This window comes from Glycomyces sp. NPDC021274, from assembly GCF_040641195.1.
Lineage (GTDB): Bacteria > Actinomycetota > Actinomycetes > Mycobacteriales > Micromonosporaceae > Glycomyces.
This window is the reverse complement of the sequence record NZ_JBFADC010000006.1, coordinates 234,064-258,287: the sequence shown is the minus strand read 5'-3', so window position 1 is coordinate 258,287 and position 24,224 is coordinate 234,064. Positions and strand designations below refer to the sequence as shown.

The 24,224-nt window shown below is 70.6% G+C and carries 20 protein-coding genes; 13 read left to right on the top strand and 7 right to left on the bottom strand.

The window, feature by feature from the left end:
- Positions 1-75: 75 nt before the first annotated feature.
- Both AB0I03_RS16155 and AB0I03_RS16150 read right to left on the bottom strand, forming a co-directional pair.
- Complete coding sequence (locus tag AB0I03_RS16155) at positions 76-840, bottom strand: IclR family transcriptional regulator (RefSeq protein WP_360412897.1); 765 nt, start codon at positions 838-840, stop codon at positions 76-78.
- Between the two features lie 196 nt (positions 841-1,036).
- Entirely contained in the window at positions 1,037-2,281 is a 1,245-nt protein-coding gene (locus tag AB0I03_RS16150; RefSeq protein WP_360412894.1) for a cellulose-binding domain-containing protein, read from the bottom strand.
- Between the two features lie 158 nt (positions 2,282-2,439).
- Between AB0I03_RS16150 and AB0I03_RS16145 the strand changes: the two genes are divergently transcribed.
- Entirely contained in the window at positions 2,440-3,312 is an 873-nt protein-coding gene (locus tag AB0I03_RS16145) for an SMP-30/gluconolactonase/LRE family protein (RefSeq protein ID WP_360412891.1), read from the top strand.
- Between the two features lie 4 nt (positions 3,313-3,316).
- On the opposite strand, the gene aspT is transcribed toward AB0I03_RS16145, so the two are convergent.
- From aspT to AB0I03_RS16130, 3 genes are read right to left on the bottom strand one after another with little or no spacing between them, the layout of a single operon-like run.
- Positions 3,317-5,002 carry an aspartate-alanine antiporter gene (aspT, locus tag AB0I03_RS16140; RefSeq protein ID WP_360412888.1) on the bottom strand — a complete coding sequence of 562 codons (1,686 nt, stop codon included), beginning with the start codon at positions 5,000-5,002 and terminating at the stop codon, positions 3,317-3,319.
- Positions 5,003-5,019: 17 nt separating this feature from the next.
- Positions 5,020-6,639 carry an aspartate 4-decarboxylase gene (aspD, locus tag AB0I03_RS16135; RefSeq protein WP_360412885.1) on the bottom strand — a complete coding sequence of 540 codons (1,620 nt, stop codon included), beginning with the start codon at positions 6,637-6,639 and terminating at the stop codon, positions 5,020-5,022.
- Positions 6,640-6,677: 38 nt separating this feature from the next.
- Entirely contained in the window at positions 6,678-6,845 is a 168-nt protein-coding gene (locus AB0I03_RS16130) for a hypothetical protein (RefSeq protein ID WP_360412882.1), read from the bottom strand.
- A gap of 228 nt (positions 6,846-7,073) precedes the next feature.
- On the opposite strand from AB0I03_RS16130, the gene AB0I03_RS16125 reads away from it, so the two are divergent.
- The 12 genes from AB0I03_RS16125 (at position 7,074) to AB0I03_RS16070 (ending at position 22,892) form a co-directional block, all read left to right on the top strand.
- A complete protein-coding gene (locus tag AB0I03_RS16125; RefSeq protein ID WP_360412879.1) occupies positions 7,074-8,906 on the top strand; it encodes an ABC transporter substrate-binding protein in 1,833 nt (610 codons plus the stop codon).
- Positions 8,903-9,973, top strand: coding sequence for an ABC transporter permease (locus tag AB0I03_RS16120; protein ID WP_360412876.1), 1,071 nt, complete (start codon positions 8,903-8,905; stop codon positions 9,971-9,973). The genes AB0I03_RS16125 and AB0I03_RS16120 overlap by 4 nt, the downstream gene beginning before the upstream one ends.
- A complete protein-coding gene (locus AB0I03_RS16115) occupies positions 9,970-10,878 on the top strand; it encodes an ABC transporter permease (RefSeq protein ID WP_360412873.1) in 909 nt (302 codons plus the stop codon). The genes AB0I03_RS16120 and AB0I03_RS16115 overlap by 4 nt, the downstream gene beginning before the upstream one ends.
- Positions 10,878-11,885 carry an ABC transporter ATP-binding protein gene (locus tag AB0I03_RS16110; protein WP_360412870.1) on the top strand — a complete coding sequence of 336 codons (1,008 nt, stop codon included), beginning with the start codon at positions 10,878-10,880 and terminating at the stop codon, positions 11,883-11,885. Before AB0I03_RS16115 ends, AB0I03_RS16110 begins: the two co-directional genes overlap by 1 nt.
- Positions 11,875-12,891 (top strand): ABC transporter ATP-binding protein, encoded by a 1,017-nt coding sequence (locus AB0I03_RS16105; RefSeq protein WP_360412867.1) that lies wholly within the window; start codon positions 11,875-11,877, stop codon positions 12,889-12,891. Before AB0I03_RS16110 ends, AB0I03_RS16105 begins: the two co-directional genes overlap by 11 nt.
- On the top strand, positions 12,888-13,712 hold the full coding sequence (locus tag AB0I03_RS16100) for a M55 family metallopeptidase (RefSeq protein ID WP_360412864.1): 825 nt from the start codon (positions 12,888-12,890) through the stop codon (positions 13,710-13,712). The genes AB0I03_RS16105 and AB0I03_RS16100 overlap by 4 nt, the downstream gene beginning before the upstream one ends.
- Positions 13,705-15,021, top strand: a complete 1,317-nt coding sequence (locus tag AB0I03_RS16095) for a M20/M25/M40 family metallo-hydrolase (protein WP_360412861.1) — start codon at positions 13,705-13,707, stop codon at positions 15,019-15,021. The genes AB0I03_RS16100 and AB0I03_RS16095 overlap by 8 nt, the downstream gene beginning before the upstream one ends.
- A gap of 14 nt (positions 15,022-15,035) precedes the next feature.
- Complete coding sequence (locus AB0I03_RS16090; protein WP_360412858.1) at positions 15,036-17,045, top strand: prolyl oligopeptidase family serine peptidase; 2,010 nt, start codon at positions 15,036-15,038, stop codon at positions 17,043-17,045.
- Positions 17,042-17,965, top strand: coding sequence for an LD-carboxypeptidase (locus AB0I03_RS16085; RefSeq protein WP_360412855.1), 924 nt, complete (start codon positions 17,042-17,044; stop codon positions 17,963-17,965). Before AB0I03_RS16090 ends, AB0I03_RS16085 begins: the two co-directional genes overlap by 4 nt.
- 125 nt (positions 17,966-18,090) lie before the next feature.
- The gene (locus AB0I03_RS16080) at positions 18,091-19,869 is read left to right on the top strand and encodes a glycoside hydrolase family 3 N-terminal domain-containing protein (protein WP_360412852.1); all 1,779 of its coding nucleotides are present in this window, start codon (positions 18,091-18,093) and stop codon (positions 19,867-19,869) included.
- A gap of 11 nt (positions 19,870-19,880) precedes the next feature.
- The gene (locus AB0I03_RS16075) at positions 19,881-21,125 is read left to right on the top strand and encodes a DUF1343 domain-containing protein (protein WP_360412849.1); all 1,245 of its coding nucleotides are present in this window, start codon (positions 19,881-19,883) and stop codon (positions 21,123-21,125) included.
- A 27-nt stretch (positions 21,126-21,152) separates the two neighbouring features.
- Positions 21,153-22,892, top strand: coding sequence for a serine hydrolase domain-containing protein (locus tag AB0I03_RS16070; RefSeq protein ID WP_360412846.1), 1,740 nt, complete (start codon positions 21,153-21,155; stop codon positions 22,890-22,892).
- On the opposite strand, the gene AB0I03_RS16065 is transcribed toward AB0I03_RS16070, so the two are convergent.
- On the bottom strand, positions 22,889-23,890 hold the full coding sequence (locus AB0I03_RS16065) for an SDR family oxidoreductase (RefSeq protein WP_360412843.1): 1,002 nt from the start codon (positions 23,888-23,890) through the stop codon (positions 22,889-22,891). The two genes, AB0I03_RS16070 and AB0I03_RS16065, sit on opposite strands and share 4 nt — an antisense overlap.
- A gap of 44 nt (positions 23,891-23,934) precedes the next feature.
- The gene (locus AB0I03_RS16060; RefSeq protein ID WP_360412840.1) at positions 23,935-24,111 is read right to left on the bottom strand and encodes a DUF2273 domain-containing protein; all 177 of its coding nucleotides are present in this window, start codon (positions 24,109-24,111) and stop codon (positions 23,935-23,937) included.
- Positions 24,112-24,224: the final 113 nt, after the last annotated feature.

The following is a 24,224-nucleotide window of genomic DNA, read 5'->3' as shown; positions in this document are numbered from 1 at the left end:
ACTAGAAACGCCTGCAAGACAGGCATACCAGGGTCACACGGCAGGCGCGAGAATGTGGCCGAATCGGACGAAACGCTAGAAGGGCTTGGCCCCGAGATCGCGCGAGACCGAGCGGGCCGTGTCGCGCACGGCGGCGATGAGCTCGGGGCGCAGCTCGCCGTCGCGGCAGACCCGCTCGACGGCACCGGTAATGCCGACCGCGCCGACCGCGAGGCGGCGCCGGTCGTAGATCGGGGCCGCCACCGCGGCGACCCCTTCCAGGGTCTCCTCGTTGTCCGTGGCGTACCCCTGGGCGCGCGTCAGGGCCAGCGACCCCTCGATCTCGTCGAGCTCGGTGACCGTGCGGGCCGTGAACGGCTCCCGCTTGGCGTCCACGAGCTCGGCGTGGGCCACCGGGTCCGTCGCGGCGAGGACCTTGCCGAGGGCGGTCGAGTGCAGCGGCTGCATCGCGCCCACCTCGAGCACCTGGCGGCTGTCGTCGGGGCGGAACACGTGGTGCACGATGAGCACGCCGTGCTGGTGCAGCACACCGAGGTAGACCGCCTCGCCCGAGGAGCGCGCCAGGTCGTCAGTCCACACCAGGGCGCGGGCCCGCAGCTCGTGCACGTCGAGGTAGGTGGTGCCGAGGCGCAGGAGCTCGGCGCCCAGCTGGTAGCGGCCCGAGCCGGGGTCCTGCTCGACGAAGCCCTCGTGCTGGAGGGTGCGCAGTATGCCGTGGGCCGTGGCCTTCGCCAGGCCGAGCGAGGACGCGATGTCGGACAGGCCGAGGCGCCGCTCGCCGCCCGCGAGCAGCCGCAGCATGGCCGCCGCCCGCTCGAGCGACTGGATGTTCTTGGCCATCCGCGCGTCTCCGTTCCGTCCTCGTCCGCATCCGGCCGAGCCGGATCGGCATTGCCGCGCTCGGCAGTGCCACGTTCGACAATGCTAAACGCTATCGGCTCTTGCCGACCAGCCGTGTCCACCTTTCGGACGGTTCGGGGCGCACGCAGACGGCGGCGGGCCGATCGCCCGCCGCCGTCGAGTCCGCTAGGAGGCGTTAGTAGCCGTAGCGGCTCTTGAGGTGGCGCCACCAGTCGCGCAGCATCCACTGGTCGAACGTGGTGATCGTCGCGGAGGAGCCGGCCTTCATGATGAAGCAGCACTGGCCCGTGGGCGACCAGTCGTAGAAGTCGTCCAGGCCGAACGTGTGGCCGAGCTCGTGCAGGTAGATCGTGATCTGGCTGGAGTTCAGGGAGTTCACGAAGTACTCCTGGCCCATGCGCTGGCCCCAGTCGCCGCCCGCGCCGCCGCCCATGCCCTGCGTCAGCCACAGGCTCTGGTCGTAGTGGTGCGCCGCGCCGCCCGGGCACCTGGAGTAGTTCCCGTCCTGGTGGAAGAAGCGCCCGCAGTCCTCGGAGCACTGCGGCGCGTCCTCGCGGATGTCGCCGATGTAGACGTCCACCGAGCTGTCGTTCCATTGGAGATCGGCGCGGTCGTAAGCGGCCCAGCCGACGACGTCCACTTCGATCCGCTCGAAGGGCCACTCGCTCCAGCCTTTCATCGGCGCGAACCAGAGGTCGTACTGCTGCTGGAGCTTCGCCTCGATCGCGTCGCGGGTCTGCACGGACACCGGGTTCTGCGAGTCCCAGCGGACGCAGTAGTTGATGGTGCCGCCGGTGGCCATCACCTGGTCCCAGCCGAAGTTGCGGAAGTTGAGGTTGTAGGTGTCCTCGACGTGCGCCCAGACCTCGTTGAGGGGCTGGACCAGGTTCGCGGGCGGGTTCCACTCGTCCTGGCCGGGGCCGCCCGTGGGCACCTCGGTGGGCGAGGCGGTCACGTTCGTGGGCGGGTTCGTGGGCGAGGGGCCGGTGTCGCCGGTGCACGCGATCCCGTTGAGCTTGAACGTTGCAGGCACCGCGTTCGCGCCGGTGAAGGTACCGGTGAAGCCGAAGCTCGCGGTCGCGGCGGCGCCGAGCCGCTTGTTGTGCGCCACGCCCGCGGCGGTCACGTGCCGGCCGGACTGGGTCGCGGTGGTGTTCCAGGCGTTCGACACCTGCTGCGTGCCGGGGAAGTCCCATTCGAGCTTCCACGGGTCGACCGCGGTGTCGCCGAGGTTCGTGATCTCCACATTGGCGTTGAAGCCGCCGGGCCACTCGGCGGTGACCTGGTAGTCGACCTCGCAGCCGGTGGTGGCGGCCTCGGCCGTCACCACGGTGAACGCGGTGGCGCCCGCGCCGACCACGGCCACCGCCGCAGCGGCGATCGCGGCGCGCAAGCGCCTCTTGGGGAGTGCCGGTCCCATGTTCGTTTCCCGTCTCATAGCGGCGGCCGGGCCCGTCCCGGCCGGCCTCGGATTGCGCTAACGTGACTGCGGCTTCGCGCCGCACCAGCGACCGTCACGAAACTGTGCACGATCACACGCACAGGCTATATCGAGGAGTTTCGATGCACAATGCTCCGGTGGGTTTCCGAAAACTGGACGAGCGCTTCGCCGTCGCCGGCGACGACTACCTCGAGTGCCTGTTCTCCGGCGGGCGCTGGACCGAGGGCCCGGTGTACGTGCCCTCCGGGAAGTACCTGCTGTTCAGCGACATCCCGAACGACCGGATCATGCGCTGGGACGAGACCGACGGGTCCGTGAGCGTCTTCCGCTCCCCCGCCGGCTACACGAACGGGCACACCCTCGACCGCCAGGGCCGGCTCGTGTCGTGCTCGCACGGCGCGCGTCGCGTCGAACGCACCGAACTGGACGGTTCGATCACCGTGGTCGCCGACCGCTGGGAGGGCAAGCGGTTCAACAGCCCCAACGATGTCGTGGTGTCCGGCGACGGCGCGGTCTGGTTCACCGACCCGCCCTACGGGATCACGAGCGACTACGAAGGGCACCGGTCCGAGCCCGAGATCGACGGCTGCCACGTGTACCGGGTCGACCCCTCCGGCGCGGTCGAGCGCGTCGCGGACGACTTCGAGCGGCCCAACGGGCTCGCCTTCTCCCCCGACGAATCGGTGCTCTACATCGCCGACACGCGCCGGGGCCACCTCCGGCGCTTCGACGTGAACGGCGGGAAGCTCACCGGCGGCGAAGTGTTCGCCGAGACCCCGGGCGGGAACTTCGACGGCCTGCGCGTCGACGTCAAGGGCCGGGTCTGGGCCGCCGCGGCGGACGTCCACTGCTTCCACCCCGACGGCACGCACCTCGCGACCCTGCCGGTCCCCCAGCCCTCGGTGTCGAACCTGGTGTTCGGCGGGCCCAAGCGCAACCGCCTGTTCATCACCGCCACGGACTCGGTGTACTCGATCATGCTGAACACCAACGGGACCTGGCGGCTCTAGAGCCCTAGCCGAGGGCGTGGGCCATGGCCACGACGATCGGGCCCAGCAGCGGCAGCACGACGTTCGAGAACGCGTAGACGATCGTGTAGGCCATGAGCGGCGTCGCGTTGCCCGCGGCTGCCTGCACGGCCGTCACGCCCGGCGTCGAGCACTGCTGCCCGGTCACCGATCCGAGCACGAGCGGGGCCGGGAGCTTCATGAGCTTCCAGGCCACGAAGAACGACACGAACGCCGGGATCGCGGTCATGGCGACGCCCGCGATCGGCAGGCCCAGGCCGAACTCCTTGACGAGCTCGACCGCCTGCGGGCCCGAGGAGAGCCCCACGGCGCAGATGAACACCGCCAGGCCGAGCGTCTTGATGACGTCCGCCGCGCCCGAGTCGTACTGGCCGAACGTGGGCCGCTTGGAGCGGATCCAGCCGAACAGGAGGCCCGCGAGGAGGCAGCCGCCGCCGGTGCCGAGCGTCAGCGGGATCGTCCCCACGGTCCACACGAGCATGCCGATGAGGAAGCCGAGGACCACCCCGATCGCGATGAACACCATGTCGAACCGCACCGCCGGGTCGAGCCGGAAGCCGACCATCGGGATCACCCGGCTCAGGTCGCGCCCGGAGCCGGAGAGGCGCACCGTGTCGCCGTGCTGGATCAGCGTGGAGGGCTTCACCGGCAGCTCGTGGTCGCCGCGGGTGATCTTCTGGAGGTAGACGCCCTGGCGCTCGTCCGCGAAGTCGCGGCGGATCTCGGCCAGCGTGGTCGCCTTGTAGCCCTTGCGGGTGACGACGACGTCGGCGAGGTCGAGGCTCATCGCCATCGACTCGTCGAGCGCGACCTCCCGCCCGATCCGGTCGGCCGAACCCACGAGCGCCTCGCGGCGGCCGACGACGAGCACGCGGTCCCCTTGGGCGAGTTGCAGATCGCGTGAGAGCGGCACTTTCTGGCCGTCCCGGAAGACCTCTTCGACGGTGGCCTCGCCGAGGTCGGCCTGGAGTTCGGCGACCGTGCGCCCGGCCGCGGCCGTGACCTGGTACTCGCGGCCGACGACGGCCGGGGCCGCCGGTGCGGCCGTGTCCTCGTCCGCGGCGCCGCCGAGCTGCTTCCACAGCTTCGCGGCCTCGTCGCGCAGGTCGATGCGCATGATGAGCGGGAAGAACTGGCTCGAGAGCAGCACGATCGTGATGAGGCCGCAGATGTAGGAGATCGAGTACGCGGTGCCCACATTGTTCTGGAGCGTCTCGATCTGGTCGGCGGGCAGGTCGAGGCGGCCGATCGCGTCGGTCGCCGTGCCGACCGCCGCGGACTCGGTGGCGCCGCCCGCCAGCAGCCCGGCGGCGGTGCCCACGTCGAGGTTCATGATGAGCACCGCGGCGGCCGTGATCACCAGGACCGAGACGACCTCGATCCCGGTGAACGTGGCGTACTTGAGGCTCTTGCGGTTGAGACTGGCGAAGAACGTCGGCCCCGAGATGTAGCCGAGCGTGAAGATGAACAGGGCGAAGGCGATCGTCTTGACCTGGTCGTTCAGCTCGATGTCCGCGAACATGCCCAGGAGGATCGCCACCACGAGCGTGCCCGCGACACCGCCCAGGGAGATCTTCCAGACCCGCACCTTGCCGAGCGCGAACCCCAGTGCGAGACATACGAACAGCGCGATCTCGGGCGTGCCCGAGAGCGTCTCCTTGATCCAGTCCATCTTCCGCTCCCCGTCCGCTAACGCCGCTGGTTCTGGAACTGCGAGTGGTACTCCTCGCCGATCTTGCGCAGCGCCGACCCGATGCGCTTGTAGGCGTCCATGCGCAGGTTCGCCAGGCTCACCCGCACCGACCACTCCGGGCCGTCGAAGCCGCCGCCGTTGAGCAGGACCACCGACTCCTCCTCGGCGAGGCGGAAGATCGGGTCGACCGGCTCGAAGTTGGCCTGCATCCAGTCGGCGAACTCCGGACCCCAGTTGCGCTGGGCCCAACTGAGCAGGTCGAGCTCGACGTAGTAGTTCGCGGCCTCCGGGTCGGCCGGGTAGGGCACGTCGAGGCCCTCGACGAGGGCCTTGAGGCGGCGGGCGATGATCGCCTGGCAGTCGCGCTTGTACGCGTCCTCGGTGTCGGTCAGGCAGTGCAGGGAGAACAGCGCCATCTGGACCTGCTGCGGCGTCGAGAGCCCCGCGGTGTGGTTGAGCGCCACGTCCCGGGAGTCGGCCACGATCCGGTCGATGAACTTGACCTTCCACGGCTCCAGCGTGATCGTCGAGTACCGCTCGTTGAGCGCCGCGGTCTTCTCCGCGGGCAGGGCCGCGATGCGCTGGTCGAACACGTTCTCGCGGGCGACGGCGATGACGCCGAGGCGCCAGCCGGTGCAGCCGAAGTACTTCGAGAAGGAGTACACGCCGATGGTGTTGGCGGCCTGGCTCGACATGAGCGAGGTGAAGCCGTTCGTGAAGGTGCCGTAGACGTCGTCGGTGATGATCGTCAGGCCCGGGTTGTCGTTGGCGACGATGTCGCGGATGCGCTCCAGTGTGGCCTCGGCGAGCTTGACCGAGGGCGGGTTGGAGGGGTTGACGAGGAACAGCGCCTTGATGGACGGGTCCTTGAGCTTGTCGATCTCCTCGTCCGGGTACTGCCAGGTGTGGAGGCCCTCCTCGGTGGTGCGGGACGCCTCCAGTTCCACGATGTCGAACGCGTAGCGCTCCAGCAGCGGGATCTCCAGGTAGGGCGTGAAGATCGGGACCATGAGCGCGATCCGGTCGCCCTGGTTCAGCAGGCCGTTGACCTGCGCGGAGTCGAAGAGGTAGCACATGGCGGCGGTGCCGCCCTCGACCGCGTAGAGGTCCCAGCCGCCGTCGGGCGCGCCGCCCATCTCGGCGTCGAGGTAGGCGTGGACGACCTGCTCGATGTGGGTGAGCATCCGGTCGGGCACCGGGTAGTGGTCGCCGATGACCGCGTCGGCGAGCTCGCCGACCCACGCGTCCGGATCGAAGCCCAGCCGTTCGACGCCGTGGGACACGTAGGAGGCGAGCGCGGACGCGCCGGGCGCGTTCGCGTTGGCCTTGAGGTAGGCGTCGAGCCGTTCGGCGATGCCGCCCGGCTGCGGCATGCCGCCCAGGCCCTCGAACTCGTCCCAGTCGCGCCGGGTCTCGGTGACCGCGAACTGGCCGAGGAGGAAGAACGCCTCGCGCGGGGCGGTGGCGGTCCAGTTCGGGTTGCCGCGCCCGGCGTTGACCATCGCGAGCGCGTTGGCGCGCTCGTTCTCGCCGGCGAGTTCGATGAGCAGGTTCTTCAGCTCGAACGGGCTCAGCCCTTCGAGCCGCTTCTCTTCGTCGCGGTCGACCTTGGACATGTCACTGCCTTTCAGTAGTGCGGGTCTTCTGGTGCGGTTCACGCGAGCACGGCGACGATGGCCGCGCCCGAGGTCGTGAGCGGGACGGTGCCGACGGCGTAGGGGATCGTGGGGCCGAGGGCGGACAGGTACGCGACGAGGCCGAGGGCCGGGAAGGTGGTGATCTCAGGGAGTGCGACGAGCGCGTCGGACGACCAATGCCACACTGCGATCTCCCCATCACTCTCAGTAGTGACATGAATCTAGTCGAAACCTCGGGTTCGCTCAGCGGGTTCGGCGCGACGGGGCCCGTATCATGTTGCCGCAATGAAAACTTTCTTCACTTCATTGACAACTCAAGAAGTGTTCCGTCATTCTGGTCGGTACATCGAGGACCGGTGGCGTGCCCGCCGGGGCGCCCGAATCCTGGAACCGAATGCGAGGACATGCACCCCATGAATCCCCACGCCCTGACACGGCGGTGCCTCTCCGCCGTCGCCGCGCTGGCCCTCTCGGCCGGTGCGCTCGCGGTGGCCGCGCCCGGCGCCACCGCCCAGGAGGACGACACCGACAGCCTCCGCATCGCCACCAACCAGGAGGTCGACACCTTCAACCCGTTCAAGCGGCGGTTCGTCATCACCTACGAGACCAGCATGATGACGTACGAGACGCTCGTGCGGATGAGCGCCGAGAACTACGAGCCGGCGCCCGGCCTGGCGACCGAGTGGGAGGAGTCCGCAGACGGTCTGACGTGGACGTTCCAGATCCGCGAAGGCGCGACCTGGTCCGACGGCGAGCCGCTCACGGCGGACGACGTGGCCTACACGTACGGCCTGCTCATCGAGAACGAGGCGATCCGGGACTGGAACATCGACTTCGCGCAGAACCTCGTGAGCGCCGAGGCGACCGACGAGTCGACGTTCGTGCTCACGCTGGCCGAGCCCGCGCCCGCCGAGGTGCTCAGCCGCGAGGTCTACATCGTTCCCGAGCACATCTGGTCGCAGTACCCGGACCCGTCCGCTGACGACGCGAACCAGCTGCCGCTCGTCGGCTCCGGCCCGTTCCAGGTGGCCGAGTACAAGACGGACGAGTTCATCCGGCTCGAGGCCAACGAGGACTACTGGGAGGGCGCGCCGGGCTTCGACGAGGTCGTCTACACGTACTACCTCGAGACGGACGCCGCCGTCGCCGCGCTCGAGACGGGCGAGGTCGACATCGTCGGGTCCGGGATGCAGGGCGGCCTGAACCCGGCCCAGATCGACGCGCTGGCGGCGCAGGAGCACGTGACGACGAACAACGTGCAGGGCCGCCGGTACGTCTCGCTCACCCTCAACCACGGCACCGTCACGCAGGACGGCACCGAGTTCGGCGACGGCCACCCCGCGCTCAAGGACCCGGTCGTCCGCCAGGCACTGCACACCGCGATCGACAAGCAGGCCCTCGTCGACACGGTGCTCGCCGGCGGCGGCGCCCCGGCGACCTCGCTGATCCCCGCGATCTTCGACCAGTGGCACTGGGACGGCGGCGATGCCCTGGTCCAGTTCGACCTCGCCGAGGCGAACCGGCTGCTCGACGAGGCCGGCTACGCCCGCGGCGACGACGGCGTCCGGACCATGCCCGGCGGCGGCAGGCCGCTCAACTTCCGGTTCTACCACCACGCCGACAACACCGCGTACGCCACCATCGTGGAGTTCGCGACCGAGTGGTGGGCCGAGCTGGGCATCCAGGTCGAGGCGCAGGCGATCGAGCAGGGCACCCTGAACGACCTCGCGTACCTCGGCGAGTTCGACATCGCGTTCTCCGGCTGGGGCGTGGGCCCCAACCCGACCGAGCAGCTGGGCATGCACACCTGCGCGGTGCTGCCGACCCTCACGGACGGCTCGGAGCGCTCGAGCGAGAACTCCTACTGCAACCCCGAGTACGACGCCCTGCACGAGCAGCAGAAGGTCGAGTCCGACCCGGCGGCGCGCGCGGAGCTCGTCAAGCAGCAGCAGGAGATGCTCTACACCGACGCACCGGTGATCTGGCTGTACTACCAGAACGTCATGGAGGCGTACAACCACGAGCGGGTCACGGGCATGACCTCGCAGCCCGCCGAGGGCGGCATGTACACCGGCCAGCAGGGCTTCACGTGGGCGTACGCCACGGCGCAGCCCGCCGGCACCGAGGAGAGCGGCGGCGTGCCCATGGGCGTGTGGATCGCGGTCGCAGCGGGCGCGGTCGCCATCGCAGCCATCGCGGTGGTCCTCGTGATGCGGCGCAAGAAGACGGCCGACGAGCGCGAATGACGGACGGTCCACTACCCGCGGACGGGGCCTCGCCCGAGGCCGCTCTTGGAAGAGGCCCTGTCGCGGGGCGCGCGCCCGGTGAACGGCGCGTCTCCAGCGGCTTCGGGCGGTACCTGCTCAAGCACGTGAGCGGCGCGGCCGTGTCACTGCTGCTGGTGCTGTTCTCCTCGTTCTTCATCTTCCGGCTCATCGCCGGCGACCCGATCGACCAGCTCACCAAAGAGCGGCCGGTCTCGCCCGAGCAGCGCGCGGCGATGCGGGCCGAACTCGGCCTCGACCAGCCCCTGTGGCAGCAGTTCATCGACTACCTCACCGGCACGCTCACCATGGATCTCGGCGAGTCGTTCCAGTACCGGCGGCCGATCTTCGACCTCATCGTCGAGCGCCTGCCGGCCACGCTCCTGCTCTCGGGCACCGGCATGGTCCTCGCGGTGCTGCTCGGGTTCTGGATCGGCACGCGCTCGGGCTGGAAGCAGGGCAGCCGGTTCGACCGCGGGCACGTCGCCACCGGGCTGGTGCTCTACTCGGCGCCCACGTTCTGGCTCGGGATGATCGTCATCCTCATCTTCGCCCGGTACCTGGGGCTGTTCCCGGTCAACGGGATGCGCTCGCCGAGCACCCCGCCGGACTTCTGGTCGCAGGCCGTGGACATCGGCCACCACCTCGTGCTGCCCGTGCTCACCTACACGGCCGTGGTCTACGCCGGGTACCTCATGATCATGCGATCGTCCATTCTGGACGAGATCGGCAGCGACTACCTCACCACCGCCCGCGCCAAGGGGCTGCGCGACGACGAGGTGCGCAAGAAGCACGCCGTGCCGAACGCGCTGCTGCCCACGGTGACCCTCGTGTTCCTCGCGCTCGGCTCGGTCGTCAACGGCTCCATCGTCACCGAGACCGTCTTCAGCTGGCCCGGCCTCGGAACGCTGTTCGTGAACTCGATCTTCTACCCGGACCGGCCCGTGCTCCAGGCGCTGTTCGTGCTGTTCTCCTCCTCCACCATCCTCGCCGTGCTGTGCGCCGAGATCCTCTACTGGTTCATCGATCCCAGAATCCGCAGGTCATGACGGCAACGAACACGCTCTCCCCGCGCGCCCTGCGATGGGCCCGGCGGCGGCAGTCCCTCACCCGGTCCTGGGCCGCCTACCGCAGCCAGAAGACCGGCATGTGGGGCCTGGTCCTCCTGGGCGCCATCGTGGTCCTCGCGATCGCCGCGCCCGTCCTCGTCGACGAGTCCGCGCTCAGCGTCACCCAGGCCACCGGCGGGCGCATGGCCCCGCCGAGCGCCGCATACCCCCTCGGCACCGACGAGACCGGCCGCTCGATCCTCGCGCTCACCCTCTGGGGCTCGCGCCTGTCGCTCGTCATCGGCCTGACCGCAACCGTCGTCGCCATCGTCATCGGCACCGCCGTCGGCATCACGAGCGGCCACATCGGCGGCTGGTACGGCTGGATCGCCCTGCGTCTCTCCGACTGGTTCATGGTGCTGCCCAGCCTCGTCGTCGCCATCGCACTGCTCGCCGTGCTCGGCCGCAGCATGGCCACCACCATCACCGTGATCGCCCTCGTCTCCTGGCCCGGCACGACCCGGCTCGTGCGGGCCCAGACGCTCACCGTCCAGTCGCGCCCGTACCTGGAGCGCGCCAAGGCGCTCGGCGCGGGACACTGGCACCAGATGACGAAGCACCTCCTCCCCAACGTGCTGCCGCTCGTGCTCGCCAGCGCCACGCTCCTGGTGCCCTCGGCGATCCTCATGGAGTCCTCGCTCGCGTGGCTGGGCCTGGGCGACCCGGGCGTCGTGTCGTGGGGGTCGATCCTCAACCGCGCCTCCGAGAACGGGGCGGTCTCGGCGCACGCATGGTGGTACCTGCTGCCGCCGGGCCTGGCGATCCTGCTGGTGGTGCTGGCGTTCATGATGTGCGGCCGGGCACTGGAGGCCGTGTTCAATCCGAGGCTGCGGGGTGAGTCGTAGTGCTCCTGGAGTTCAAGGACCTGCGGGTCGCCTACCGGGGTTCGCGCGGGCGGCTCCCGGCCGTGCGGGGCGTCGACCTCACGGTGGACGCCGGGGGGACGATGGGCATCGCCGGGGAGTCGGGGTGCGGGAAGTCGACGCTGGCGATGGCGGTGCTGCGGCTGCTGCCCAAGAGCGCCGAGGTGAGCGGGGAGATCCTGCTCGACGGTGAAGACCTGCTCCAGATGGGGTGGGGGCGGCTGCGGGCGGTGCGGTGGACGGGCGCTTCGATCGTGTTCCAGGGGGCGATGCACTCGCTGAACGCGGTGCAGCGCATCGGGAGGCAGATCGCCGAGCCGATCCTGGTGCACGAGGCGACGACGACGCCCGCCGCGGCGGCGAGGCGCGCGGAGGCGCTGCTGGAGCGGGTCGGGCTGCCGGCGGCGCGGGCGCGCAGCTACCCGCATGAGCTTTCGGGCGGGCAGCGGCAGCGCGTGATGATCGCGATGGCGCTGGCGTGCGACCCGGACCTGGTGATCGCGGACGAGGCGACGACCGCGCTGGACGTGATGGTGCAGGCGCAAGTGCTGCAGTTGATCTCGTCGCTGGTGACCGAGCGGGGCGTGGGGCTGATGATGATCAGCCACGACCTGTCGGTGCTGTCGGCGGTGTGCGACCGGGCGGCGGTGATGTACGCGGGGCGGATCGTCGAGCAGGGGCCGGCGCACGAGGTGTTCGCGGACGCCCGGCACCCGTACTCGGCGGCGTTGAGCGCGGCGTTCCCGGTGATCGGGGACCCGGCCGCGCGGATGAATCCGGGTGGTCTGGCGGGCGATCCGCCGGATCCGGTGCGGCTGCCCGAGGGCTGCTCGTTCCGGCCGCGGTGCGCGGTGGCCGTGGATCGGTGCGGCGGGGAGTCGCCGGAACTGCTGGCCGTGCCTGTGCGCGGCTCCGCAGGCGGGGCCGCTGAAGCACCGCGGGTGAGTGCTTGTTTCGTTGCGCAGGAAGGGATGCCCGTTGTCCGCTGAGGAGAAGACGCTCACCGCCCGGAACCTGCGGGTCGAGTTCGGGCTGCCGGGCGGGCGGGTCGCGCGGGCCGTGGACGGGGTGGACCTCGACGTGGCGCCGGGCGAGATCGTGGCGCTCGCGGGCGAGTCCGGTTGCGGCAAGACCACATTGGCGCGCACGCTGCTCGGGCTGGAGCGGGCCACGGGCGGGACGGTGGCGTTCGACGGGGTGCCGCTGCGGTACTCGACGCGGGCGCTGAAGGCGTACCGACGGCAGGTGCAGCTGGTGCTCCAGGACCCGACGGGCGCGCTGAACCCGCGGCACACGGTGTACGACGCGGTGGCCGAGGGCCTGCGGATCCACAAGATCCACGACGACGAGCCCGGCCGGGTCGCGGAGGCGCTGTCGCTGGCGGGCCTGCGGCCTCCGGAGCAGTTCTTCCTCGCCTATCCGCACGAGCTCTCGGGCGGCCAGCGGCAGCGGGTGGTGATCGCGGGGGCGCTCGTGCTGCAGCCGAGCCTGCTCGTCGCCGACGAGCCGGTCGCGTCGCTGGACGCGTCGGTGCGCGGCGAGATCCTGTCGCTGCTGCTGCGGCTGAAGGAGGAGCAGGGCCTCGGGGCGCTGGTGATCACGCACGACCTGGGTCTGGCCTGGAGCATCGCGGACCGGATCGCGATCATGTACCTGGGGCGGATCGTGGAGCAGGGGCCGGTCGAGCGGGTGCTCACGGCGCCGCGGCATCCGTACACGCGGGCGCTCGTGTCGGTGCTGCCGGCCGCTCCGGCCGTCAAGGCGGCCGTGGCGGAGCCGATCGTGCTGGCCGGGGAGCTGCCCGATGCGTCGCGGATCCCGGGCGGGTGCCGGTTCCGGCCGCGCTGTCAGGAGGTCGCCTCGGGGAACGCCGCGTCGGTGCTGCACCAGTGCACCGGCGAGGACTTGAAGGTCCTTGGGCCCGAGGCGAAGCCACACCTGGTCGCGTGCCATCTGGACCGCAACTTGCACGAGGGTGCGAGGATGGCGGGGTGAAGATCCTGATCAGCGCAGACATGGAGGGCGCCACGGGCGTCACCTGCCCCGACGACGTGCTGCCTGGAGGTCCCGGCTGGGAACGGATGCGGCCGTTGTTCACCGATGAGGTGAACGCCGCGGTGGAGGGCCTGCACCGCGGCGGGGCGCGGGAGATCGTGGTGAACGACGCGCACTGGTCGATGCGGAACCTCATGCTCGAGCGGTTCGAGTGGCCGGTCACCGTGATCAGCGGGCGGCACAAGGATCTCTCCATGATGGAGGGTGTGCGGGACGCGGACGCGGTGGTGTTCCTCGGATACCACGCCGGGGCCGGCCTTGAAGGCGTGCTCGCCCACACCTATCTGGCGAACACGATCACCGGCGTGTGGCTCGACGGCGTGCGCGCCAGCGAGGGCCGCTTGAACGCGGCGGTCGCGGCCGAGTTCGGGGTCCCGGTGGTCATGGTGACTGGTGACGACAAGACGATCGAGGACGCGCATGCCTACGCGCCCAAGGCCGTAGGCATCGCGGTGAAGGACTGCATCTCGCGGTACGCGGCCGCTTGCCGGACGCCGCAGTGGGCGATCCGCGCGGTCCGCAAGGGCGCGGCCGAGGCGGTGGCGCTGGCCGGGCGGCGCGAGCCGGTGGTCGAGCCGCACCGGATCGAGGTCGAGTTCGACGCGGAGCACTTGGCGGGGGCGGTCACCGTGATCCCGGGGGTCGAGAAGACCGGCGAGCGCCGGGTCGCCTTCGAACTCCCTTCGATGTACGAGTCGATCCGGTGCTTCAAGGCCGTCACGACGATCGCCTCGGCGGCAATGGAGGAGCAATATGGTTGACGCGCAGGCGATCGAGGAGGTCGTGCGGTTCACCGCCGAGCTGGTGCGCATCGACACGACCAATCACGGGGACGGCGACGGGAACGAGCGGGAGGCCGCCGAGTACGTGGTCGCCAGGCTCGCAGAGGTCGGCGTCGAGGCGCAGATCCTGGAGAAGGCACCGAACCGCTCCAATGTGGTCGCCCGGATCGAGGGGACCGACCCTGAGGCACCGGGACTGCTGGTGCACGGGCATCTCGACGTGGTGCCGGCCGAGGCCGCGGACTGGAGCGTCCACCCGTTCTCCGGTGAAATCACAGACGACGGGACGGGCGGGATGCTGTGGGGGCGCGGGTCGCTCGACATGAAGAGCATGATCGCCATGATGCTCGCGGCGGTGCGGTCCTGGGCCCGGGCGGGGATCGGGCCCCGGCGGCCCATCGTCCTCGCGTTCATCGCCGACGAGGAGGCCAGCGCCGAATACGGCTCGCGCTTCCTGGCCGAGTCCCACGCGGGCCTGTTCGCGGGCTGCACCGAGGGCGTCTCGGAGTCGGGCGGGTTCACCTTCTACGGCGGTCCGGATCTTCGCATCTATCCGATCGCGGCGGGCGAGCGCGGCACGGCGTGGCTGCGGCTCTCCGCCCGCGGCACGGCGGGCCACGGTTCCAAGACCAACCCGGACAACGCCGTGAGCAAGCTCGCGGGTGCGGTCGCGCGCATCGGCGCGCACCGGTGGCCGGTCCGGTTGACGCCGACCGTGGAGGCCGCGCTCACCGAGCTCGCGGCGATCTACGGGGTTGAAGCGGATCTCGACGACATCGACGGACTCGTCGCGAAGCTCGGCCCGGCCGCGCAGCTGGTGGAATCCACGCTGCGCAACAGCGCCAATCCCACGATGCTGCAGGCGGGGTACAAGGTGAACGTCATCCCCGAGCACGCCGTGGCCCAGGTGGACGGCCGGGTCCTGCCCGGCGGCGATGCCGAGTTCGAGGCCACGATGGACGAGCTGTGCGGTCCCGACGTGCAGTGGGAGTACCAGCACCGGTCCGGGTCGCTCAGCTCGCCGGTCGACTCGCAGGTCTTCGCGGCGATGCGCGCGGCGATCCTGAAATTCGACCCCGAGGGCCACCCGGTGCCGTTCTGCATGTCGGGCGGCACGGACGCGGAGCAGTTCGCACGGCTCGGCATCGCCGGGTACGGCTTCTCGCCGCTGGGCCAGACGCCCGAGCTCGGCTACGGGCGGCTCGCGCACGGCGTCGACGAGCGGGTGCCCGTGGAGGGGCTCGGGTTCGGATTGCGGGTCTTGGACGACTTCCTGCGGAACGCATAGAGGAGAACACCGCAATGGTGCAGCAGTCCCCTTACGGTGCTTGGGATTCGCCCATCACTGTGGACATGGTCGCGGCTTCGGACGGGCGGCCGGGCTTCCTCGGCGCGGTCGGCACGGAGCTGTGGTGGACGGAGCCGCGCCCTGAGGAGGGCGGGCGGCGGGCGCTGATCCGGCGGCGCGAGGACGGCACGACCGAGTCGGTGCTGCCACCGCCGTGGAACGTCCGCAACCGCGTGCACGAGTACGGCGGGACCCCCTGGGCAGGCGCGATCGGGGAGGGCGGCAGCCCGGTTCTCGTGTTCACGAACTTCGCCGACCAGCGGCTGTACCGGTTCGAGCCCGACACGGGCGGCGAGCCGGTGCCGCTGACGCCCGAGCCGGCGATCGCGAGCGGGCTGCGGTTCTGCGAGCCGACGGTCGCAATGCGCTACGGCGAGGCGTGGACGGTCATGGAGGAGTTCACCGGAGAGCGGCCGACGGACGTGCGGCGCGTGATCGCGGCGGTGCCGCTCGACGGCTCGGCGGCCGAGGACCGGGGAGCGATCCGGGAGCTCACGGACGGCTCGTACCGGTTCGTGACCGGCCCCAAGGTCAGCCCGGATACCGAGTCGTTCGTGTACCTCGCCTGGAACCACCCGCAGATGCCCTGGGAGGCGACGGAAGCGCGGGAGGCGATCCTCGCGCGCGGCGGTCTGCCCTGGATCGATCGTCGGATCGCGGGCGGCCCCGGCGTCTCGATCGCGGCGGTCGAGATCGGCGGGAACCCGGGGGCGTGCGGGATCTACTACCTGTCGGACGAATCCGGCTGGTGGAACCCGTACTGGTTCGATTCGTACGACAGCTCGCGCGGGGTGCTGCACCGTGCCGAGGAGGAGTTCGGAGGTCCCCTGTGGACGCTAGGGTCGCGATGGTTCCTGCCGCTCTCAAGACCAAGCGTCCACTCGGCGTTCGCCATGATCCACGGCAGGGGCGAGAGCCGCCTGAGCCTGTACGGCGACGGATCGCAGGAGCTGCGGGCGGTCGAGGGCCCCTGGACCGACTGGGCCCCGAGCCTCTGCACGATCGGCGACAAGGTGTACGGCCTCGCCGCGAGCCCGGCGTCCGGCTACGAACTGGTCGAAGTGGACTCGTACACAGGTGAGGCCCGCGTGATCGCGAACGCGCACACGGACAAGGTCGACCCGGCCTACTACCCGGTCCCCGAGCACCGGACCTTCGAGGGCCCTGACGGCCGCGAGATCCACGCGCACGTCTACCCACCCCGTAATCCCGGATATGAAGGGCCCGAAAGGGAACGGCCGCCGTACGCGGTGTGGGTCCACGGCGGGCCCACGAGCCATGTGCGGGCGGTGCTCGACATGGAGCTGGCGTACTTCACCTCGCGCGGCATCGGCGTCGTCGAGGTGAACTACGGCGGGTCCACCGGGTACGGACGCGCGTACCGGGAGCGGCTGCGCGAACGCTGGGGCGAGGTCGACGTGGAGGACTGCGCGGCCGTGGCGCGGGCGCTGGCCGCCGAGGGCACCGCCGATCCGGCGAGGATCGCGATCCGGGGCGGCAGCGCCGGAGGCTGGACCGCCGCCGCTTCGCTCACGTCGCCCGAGTCCCAAGGGGTGTACGCGTGCGCGGTGATCAAGTACCCGATCCTCGACCTCTCGGGCTGGACCGGGAACGACACGCACGACTTCGAATCGCAGTACGTGCACTCGCTCGTGGGCCCGCCCGAGGTGCTCGAGGAGCGCTCGGTCGAGCGCTCGCCCGTGCACCACGCCGACCGCATCGAGGTGCCGTTCCTCCTGCTGCAGGGCCTGGAGGACGAGGTCTGCCCGCCCGCGCAGGCCGAGAAGCTGCTGCAGGCCGTGGCGGGCAGGGGCGTGCCGCACGCCTACCGCACGTACGAGGGCGAGCAGCACGGCTTCCGCCGCGACGCGACGATCGTGGACGCGGTGCTCGCCGAACACGCCCTGTACGCGCAGGTCTTCGCGTTCCGCGGCCCCGACTTCGACCTGGAGCTGCGGCCGTGAGCCTGGCACCGCTGCGCCGTCCTAGGCGGCTCTCCCCCGGAGACCGGATCGCGATCGTCTCCCCCGCGAGCCCGTTCCCGCCGGGCGGCCTCGACGCCGGGCTCGCGGTGCTGCGCGGCTGGGGCCTCGAACCGGTCGTGATGCCCAGTGCCGCTGCGAGTACCGGGTTCCTCGCCGGTGCCGACGGGGAGCGGGCCGCGGACTTCGCCAAGGCCTGGCTCGATCCGTCGATCGCGGCCGTCATCGCCTCGCGCGGCGGGTACGGGTCGCAGCGGATGATCGACCGCATCGACTGGGAGGCTCTGCGGGCGGTCGAACCGAAGGCGTTCATCGGGTTCAGCGACATGACGGCGGTGCACGAGGCGATCGCGCTCGAGCTGGGCGCGGCTTCGATCCACGGCCCGATGCCGACCTGGACGGCGTTCACCGGGAGCCCGGAGATGCAGGAGCGCCTGCGGCTCCAGCTCTTCGCGCCCGAACGGGTCCAGCGCCTCGACTCCCCCACGGCCGCACCGATGCGGGGCGGCACCGCCGCCGGCGTCACCTTCGGCGGCACGCTGACACTCCTGGCCGCCGGGGCCGGCACGGTCCACCACCGGCGGGACGTCACCGGCGGGCTGCTGCTCCTGGAGGACATCGGCGAGGCCCCGTACCGGATCGACCGGGCCCTGACCCAGCTGCGGCGGGCCGGGTACTGCACCGGGCTCGCCGGCGTCGTGCTCGGGTCCTGGGCCGACTGCGGGCCGTACGCGGCGGTCCGCGAGATCCTGTACGAACAGTTCAATGGTCTCGGTGTACCGGTGGTGGAGGAGTTCGGGTTCGGGCACTGCCCCGGATCGCTCACGATCCCGTTGGGCGTCAAGGCGACACTCGATGCGGACGCCGGGACCCTCCACTTCGCGGTGCCCGCGCTCGCCTGATCTTCATTTGAAAATATTCTCCGTAGTCTTGCCTTCACTTGAAGTTTTCTGCCAGGATGAGCCGATCGGGACAACCGGCCTATAAAGGACCGCGCCGATCCCGGCCGCCCCACCTGGAGGAGCCCATGCAGCATCCCCGCCGGACCGTGCTCGCCGCCGCCCTCGGCGCCGCCGCCGCAGCCGCCACCGCCGGACCCGCCGGAGCCCACGGCGGCCCGAGCGAGAAGCGGTTCGTCAAGCGCCGCTTGAAGGCCATGAGCCTTCAGGAGAAGGTGGGCCAGCTCTTCACGGTCTACGCGTACGGGCGCACCGCCGACACCGCCGACCCCGCCGACGTCGCGAAGAACCAGGAGACGCATGGCGTGGACAACGCCGCCGAACTCATCGCCGCCTACAAGGTCGGCGGCATCATCTACTTCGCCTGGTCCAACAACGTCGCGAACCCCGCCCAGATCACCGGCCTCTCCAACGGCCTCCAGGCGGCGTCCACAGCGGACGGCGGCGAGCCGCTGCTCATCGCCACCGACCAGGAGCACGGGCTCGTCGTGCGCATCACCGCGCCCGCCACGCAGCTGCCCGGCGCGATGGCGCTCGGCGCGACCCACGACGCCGCCGCCGCCTACGAAGCGGCCGTCATCAGCGGCACCGAGCTGCGCGCCATGGGCCTCAACGTGAACTTCGCGCCCGACGCGGACGTCAACGTCAACCCCGCGAACCCCGTGATCGGCGTGCGCTCCTTCGGATCCGACCCCGCGCACGTCGCCGGTCTCGCCGCCGCCCAAGTGGAGGGCTACCAGGCGCGCGGCGACCTCGCCGCGACGGTGAAGCACTTCCCCGGGCACGGCGACACCGAGGACGACAGCCACACCGACCTGCCGCAGATCGACCACACCTACGAGGAGTGGCAGGAGGTCGACGCGCCGCCGTTCCGCGCCGCGATCGACGCCGGAGTCGGCGCGGTCATGAGCGCCCACATCCAGTTCCCCGCCCTCGACCCGACCCTGACCCCCGCGACGCTCTCGAAGCCGATCCTCACCGGGCTGCTGCGCGAGGAACTGGGGTACGAGGGCGTCATCGTCACCGACTCCCTCGCCATGGAAGGCGTGCGCGAAGGCTACGGCGACGACCGCATCCCCGTGCTGGCACTGCAGGCCGGGATCGACATGCTGCTCATGCCCGTCGACCTCGACCTGGCCTACAACGCGGTCCTCGCCGCCGTCGCGAACGGCGAACTCACCGAGAAGCGCATCGACGAGTCCGTGACCCGCATCCTCGGCCTCAAGTACCGGCTCGGGCTCTACGAGGACCCGTACGCCGATCCGGACGACATGGCCGCGATCGTCGGCGCGCCCGCGCACCTCCAAGCGGCGCAGGCACTCTCGGACCGGACCACGACCCTCGTCCAGAACGACGGGACCCTCCCGATCCCCACCGACGGCGGTTCCCTGCTCGTGACCGGCTGGGGCGAGACCACCACGAACCTGCTCGCCGCCGGGTTCACCGAGCGCGGCTTCACCCCGACCCGCGTCGTCACCGGCATCGCACCGACGCAGGCGCAGATCGACACCGCCGTCGCCGCCGCGAACGGCAAGGGCTTCATCCTGGTCAGCACCAACGGCGTCGCCGACAACCCGGCGCAGGTGGCGCTCGTCAAGGCACTCGCCGCCACCGGCACGCCCGTGGTGGCGCTCGGCGTCAGGAACCCCTACGACATCGCGCACCTCACCGACGACGTCAACGCCTACCTGGCGACCTACTCGTACTCGGCGGACGGCCTCGAATCGGCCGTCGCGGCCGTCCTCGGGCACCTCGACCCGCAAGGGCGGCTCCCAGTGGACATCCCCAGTGCTGACGACCCCGAGTCGGTCCTGTTCGCCTTCGGCCACGGCCTCTCCTACGAGTAAAGGGGCATCCCATGCAGCGCAGGAAACTCCTCGGGAGCGCACTCGCCGGGGCCGCACTCGCGACCACCGCCGCCGTCCCGGCCGCGGCCCGCGGCAAACGAGTCCGCACCGGCATCGAAGTCCTCGCCGACGACGGCTTCGCCGCACTCGCCGGCCAGAAGATCGGCGTCATCGCGAACCCCACGAGCGTGCTCCCCGACCTGACCCACGAGGTCGACCGCATGCACGCGAGCGGCGCAGTGGACCTCGTGGCCGTGTTCGGCCCCGAGCACGGCTTCCGCGGGGTCTCGCAGGCCGGCGAAGGCGAGGACTTCTTCCTCGACCCGAAGACCGGCATCCCGGTGTACAACGCGTACAACGACAAGGACCGGATGGCCGAACTCCTCGCCCAGACCGGGGTCGAGACGCTCGTCTTCGACATCCAGGACGTGGGCTCGCGGTTCTACACGTACATCTGGACCATGTACCTCGCCCTGGAGGCCGCCGGGCGGCTCGGGCTGCGGTTCGTCGTCCTCGACCGCCCGAACCCGATCACCGGACGCGCGGCGAGCGGGCCCGTGCTGCACCCCGAGCACGCCACGTTCGTCGGCCTCAAACCGATCGCGCAGCGCCACGGCATGACCGTGGGCGAACTCGCGTCGCTCTTCAACGGCGAGTTCGTGCCGACCCCCTCCGACCTCACCGTCGTCACCATGCGCGGGTGGAAGCGGGACATGCACTTCGAGGAGACGGGCCTGCCGTGGGTGGCGCCCTCCCCGAACATGCCCACCGTGGCCACGGCCGCCGCGTACCCCGGGACCTGCCTGTTCGAGGCGACCGCGCTCTCGGAAGGGCGCGGGACGACGAAACCGTTCGAGCTGCTGGGCGCGCCTGGGATCGATCACACGTGGGCCGAGGCGGTCCAGGGGCTGCCGGGCACGCGGTTTCGCGAAGCGTACTTCACGCCGACCTTCTCGAAATGGGCCGGTAAGGTCTGCGGCGGCGTCGAACTGCAGGTCACCTCGCGGCGGGACTTCGACCCGATCCGGACGGCGCTGGCGATGATCATCGCGCAGCGGCGCGCCTTCCCGCAGTACGGGTGGCGCTCGCAGGACACGACCTCGTTCTGGCTGGACAAGCTGACAGGGAATCAGGCGGTCCGCCTGGCGATCGAGGCGGGCGCGGACGTCGACGACGTGACGACGCTCTGGGCCGACGAATTGGATGCGTTTTCCGAGCAAAGAGAATCGTACTTGCTCTATCGCGGCACCGCTTAGTGATGGCACGATAACCAGGAGACACGAATGCAGCGTCGAACCATGCTCGGGGGCGCGGCGGGGGCGGCGCTGGCGCTCGCGTTCGCCTCCCGCGCCAACGCCGAGGAGATCCCCTCAATGCCCGAACTCACCGGCCCGCCAACGGCCGGCCCCTACGACGTGACCTTCCCCGAAACCCCTGTACACCTGCGGTACGGCTCCTGCCGCGAAGCCCGGCTCACGCCCGCCCACATCGCCCGCATCGGCCCTGGCCTCGACGCCTTCATGGAAGGGCCGGCGCCCGCGTTCCCCGGCTACACCGTGCTCGCGGCGCGTGACGGCGTCGTCGTCGAGCACGCCGCCGGCGGCCACCGGCTGCGCTACAGCGGCTGGGACGAGACCGCGAAGACCGCGGTCGAACTGCCCCGGGACCAGTGGCTGCCCGCCGCCCCGGACACCGTCTACGACCTGGCCTCGATCTCGAAGCTGTTCACCGCCACCGTCACCGGCGCGCTCATGGACGACGGCCGCATCGACCTCAAACTGCCCGTGGTCGACTACCTGCCCGACTTCGACGCACTCGACCCGCAGAAGACCCCCATCACCTTGGGGCACCTGCTGTCCCACACCTCCGGGATGATCGCGTTCATCAACCTGTACGGCCTGCCCGACGAGCAGGCGCGCATGGAGGCCATCTACGCCCGCCCCCTGCGCCGCCCGCCCGGGAGCGGCTACGAGTACTCCGACCTCAACCTGATCGTGCTCGGCAAGATCCTCGAGATCGTCGCCGAGAAGCCCCTGGACGCGCTCGTGGACGAGATCATCTGCGAACCGCTGGGGCTCAACGACACCGGGTACAACCCGGGCGACCGGGCCCGGACCGCCGCCACCGAGTTCCAGCCGTGGACCGGCCGGGGCATGGTGCACGGCCGGGTGCACGACGAGAACGCGTGGGCCTTCGGCGGCGTCGCCGGCCACGCCGGCGTCTTCGCCACCGCCTGGGACCTCGCCGTCTTCGGTCAGATGATCCTCAACGGCGGCCGCTACAACGGCACCGAGGTCCTCACCGAGAACACCGCGCGCCTCGTCTTCACCGACATGAACGCGGGGATGGGCGAGAGCGCCGCGCGCGGCCTCGGCTGGCAGCTCGGCCAGCGCTGGTACATGGACGCGATGGGATCGCCGGTCACGGTGGGCCACACCGGGTACACCGGGACGTCGCTCGTGCTCGACCCGCTCGCCGGAAGCCTGCTCGTGCTGCTGACGAACCGGGTGCACCCGACGCGGAACCGGGGCACGGCGAGCGCGTACCGGCGGGCGGCGAGCCGCCCGATGGGCCGGGCCGTGCCGGTGCGGGTCAAGGACCGGGCCTGGTACGCGGGCCAGGCCGACGCCGCGACCGCGACGCTGACGGGGGTGCTGCCGCGCGCGGTCTCGGGCGCCAAGGCCTCGTTCAGGCTCTGGTACGACACCGAGGCGACCGATGTGGCCGTGCTCGAGGCGAGTCCGGACGGCGTCGCTTGGGCGGCCGTGCCGCTGGATCTGCGCACGGAGGACCACTGCTGGCGGGTCGAGGGCGCGTTCTCGGGGTTCGCGGGTCGGCAGTGGATCGACGCGGCGGCGGTGCTGCCGGAGGGGACGTCGCAGGTGCGGTGGCGGTACACGAGCGACCCGAACTACCAGGGCCGCGGCGTGTACGTCGAGAAGGTCAAGGTGCGTGAGGGCCGCGCCCTCCTGTGCGAGGACGCGGACCTCGAGCCGGACGGTTGGGAGCCGGCGGGCGACTAGTCCATGGGCTTGGGGGCGTAGCGGTCGGCGAGCCAGTCCATGGTCTTGTCCATGACTGTGTCGACGGTCTGGTGCTCGGGGTGGGCGTCGTACCAGGCGATGACCTCGCGGGCTCCGAGTCGGTACGGGGTCGCGCCGAGGCCGAACTCGGGGACGAGGCGCTTGACCTTGGTGTTGTCGAAGACCATGGAGTGGGCCTTGTCGCCGAGGAGGCCGGCGCCCCAGCGGGGGTCGGCGGCGGCGATGGCGTCGCTGGGGACGTGGACCAGGTTCGGTTCGGCCCCGGCGGCTTCCGCGACCCAGCCGAAGATCTGGTTCCAGGTGGGGGCCTCGTCGCCGGTGATGTGGAAGGCCTCGCCGATCGCCTCGTCCCGGCCGAGGAGGCCGGTGAAGCCGAGCGCGAAGTCGCGGGCGTGCGTGATCGTCCACAGTGAAGTGCCGTCGCCGTGCACGACGACGGGCTTGCCCGAGCGCATGCGGTCGACCACGGTCCAGCCGCCGTCGAAGGGCAGCATGGTCTCGTCGTAGGTGTGCGAGGGCCGGATGATCGTGGCGGGGAAGCCCTGGTCGCGGTAGGCCCGGACGAGGAGGTCCTCGCAGGCGATCTTGTCGCGCGAGTACTGCCAGAACGGGTTCTTGAGGGGGGTGGACTCGGTGACGGGCAGGCGCGCGGGCGGGGTCTGGTAGGCGCTGGCGGAGCTGATGAACAGGTACTGGCCGGTGCGGTCGGTGTAGAGGTCGATGTCGCGCTGGACCTGCTCGGGGGTGAAGTTGACCCAGTTGACGACGGCGTCGAAGGTGCGGTCGGCGAGGGCCTCGCGCACGGACTGCGGGTCGTTCGCGTCGCCGGTGAGCATGGCGACTTCGGGCGGGAGGGTCCGCTCGGCGGTCCGTCCGCGGTTGAGGACGGTGACCTCCATGCCGCGCCGCACGGCCTCGCGGACGCAGGAGGTGGAGATGCGGCCGGTACCGCCGATGAACAGCACGCTGACGCTCACGTGGAACCCCTTTTTCGGTCGATGACGGCCCCACCCTACCGGTTTCAGCGGCGGTGGAACCTGGAGCGGCGGAAGGATCGGCTCTCGCCGCTGAGCAGGCCTCCGGCGATGAATCCGAGCCCGCCGAGCAGCAGCACGAGCAGGACTCCCATGGCTTGTCCGACGATGATCGCGAGGGCTAGGAGCATTCCGGCCAGCAGGCCCGTGTACGACGCGCTCATGGCGCCTCCTCGGTGTCGGGGACCGCGAAGGGGGCGGCCCGATCCACTGTGGGTACCCGGGCGGGCGGCGGCGAACCGCCGGGGAGCAGGCGGCTCAGTGTCCCAGTATCCGC

Coding starts and splice junctions, on each gene's coding strand:
- AB0I03_RS16155 (WP_360412897.1), bottom strand. CDS start 840: ATGGCCAAGAACATCCAGTCGCTCGAGCGGGCGGCGGCCATGCTGCGG.
- AB0I03_RS16150 (WP_360412894.1), bottom strand. CDS start 2,281: ATGGGACCGGCACTCCCCAAGAGGCGCTTGCGCGCCGCGATCGCCGCT.
- aspT (WP_360412888.1), bottom strand. CDS start 5,002: ATGGACTGGATCAAGGAGACGCTCTCGGGCACGCCCGAGATCGCGCTG.
- aspD (WP_360412885.1), bottom strand. CDS start 6,639: ATGTCCAAGGTCGACCGCGACGAAGAGAAGCGGCTCGAAGGGCTGAGC.
- AB0I03_RS16125 (WP_360412879.1), top strand. CDS start 7,074: ATGAATCCCCACGCCCTGACACGGCGGTGCCTCTCCGCCGTCGCCGCG.
- AB0I03_RS16120 (WP_360412876.1), top strand. CDS start 8,903: ATGACGGACGGTCCACTACCCGCGGACGGGGCCTCGCCCGAGGCCGCT.
- AB0I03_RS16115 (WP_360412873.1), top strand. CDS start 9,970: ATGACGGCAACGAACACGCTCTCCCCGCGCGCCCTGCGATGGGCCCGG.
- AB0I03_RS16095 (WP_360412861.1), top strand. CDS start 13,705: ATGGTTGACGCGCAGGCGATCGAGGAGGTCGTGCGGTTCACCGCCGAG.
- AB0I03_RS16090 (WP_360412858.1), top strand. CDS start 15,036: ATGGTGCAGCAGTCCCCTTACGGTGCTTGGGATTCGCCCATCACTGTG.
- AB0I03_RS16080 (WP_360412852.1), top strand. CDS start 18,091: ATGCAGCATCCCCGCCGGACCGTGCTCGCCGCCGCCCTCGGCGCCGCC.
- AB0I03_RS16075 (WP_360412849.1), top strand. CDS start 19,881: ATGCAGCGCAGGAAACTCCTCGGGAGCGCACTCGCCGGGGCCGCACTC.
- AB0I03_RS16070 (WP_360412846.1), top strand. CDS start 21,153: ATGCAGCGTCGAACCATGCTCGGGGGCGCGGCGGGGGCGGCGCTGGCG.
- AB0I03_RS16060 (WP_360412840.1), bottom strand. CDS start 24,111: ATGAGCGCGTCGTACACGGGCCTGCTGGCCGGAATGCTCCTAGCCCTC.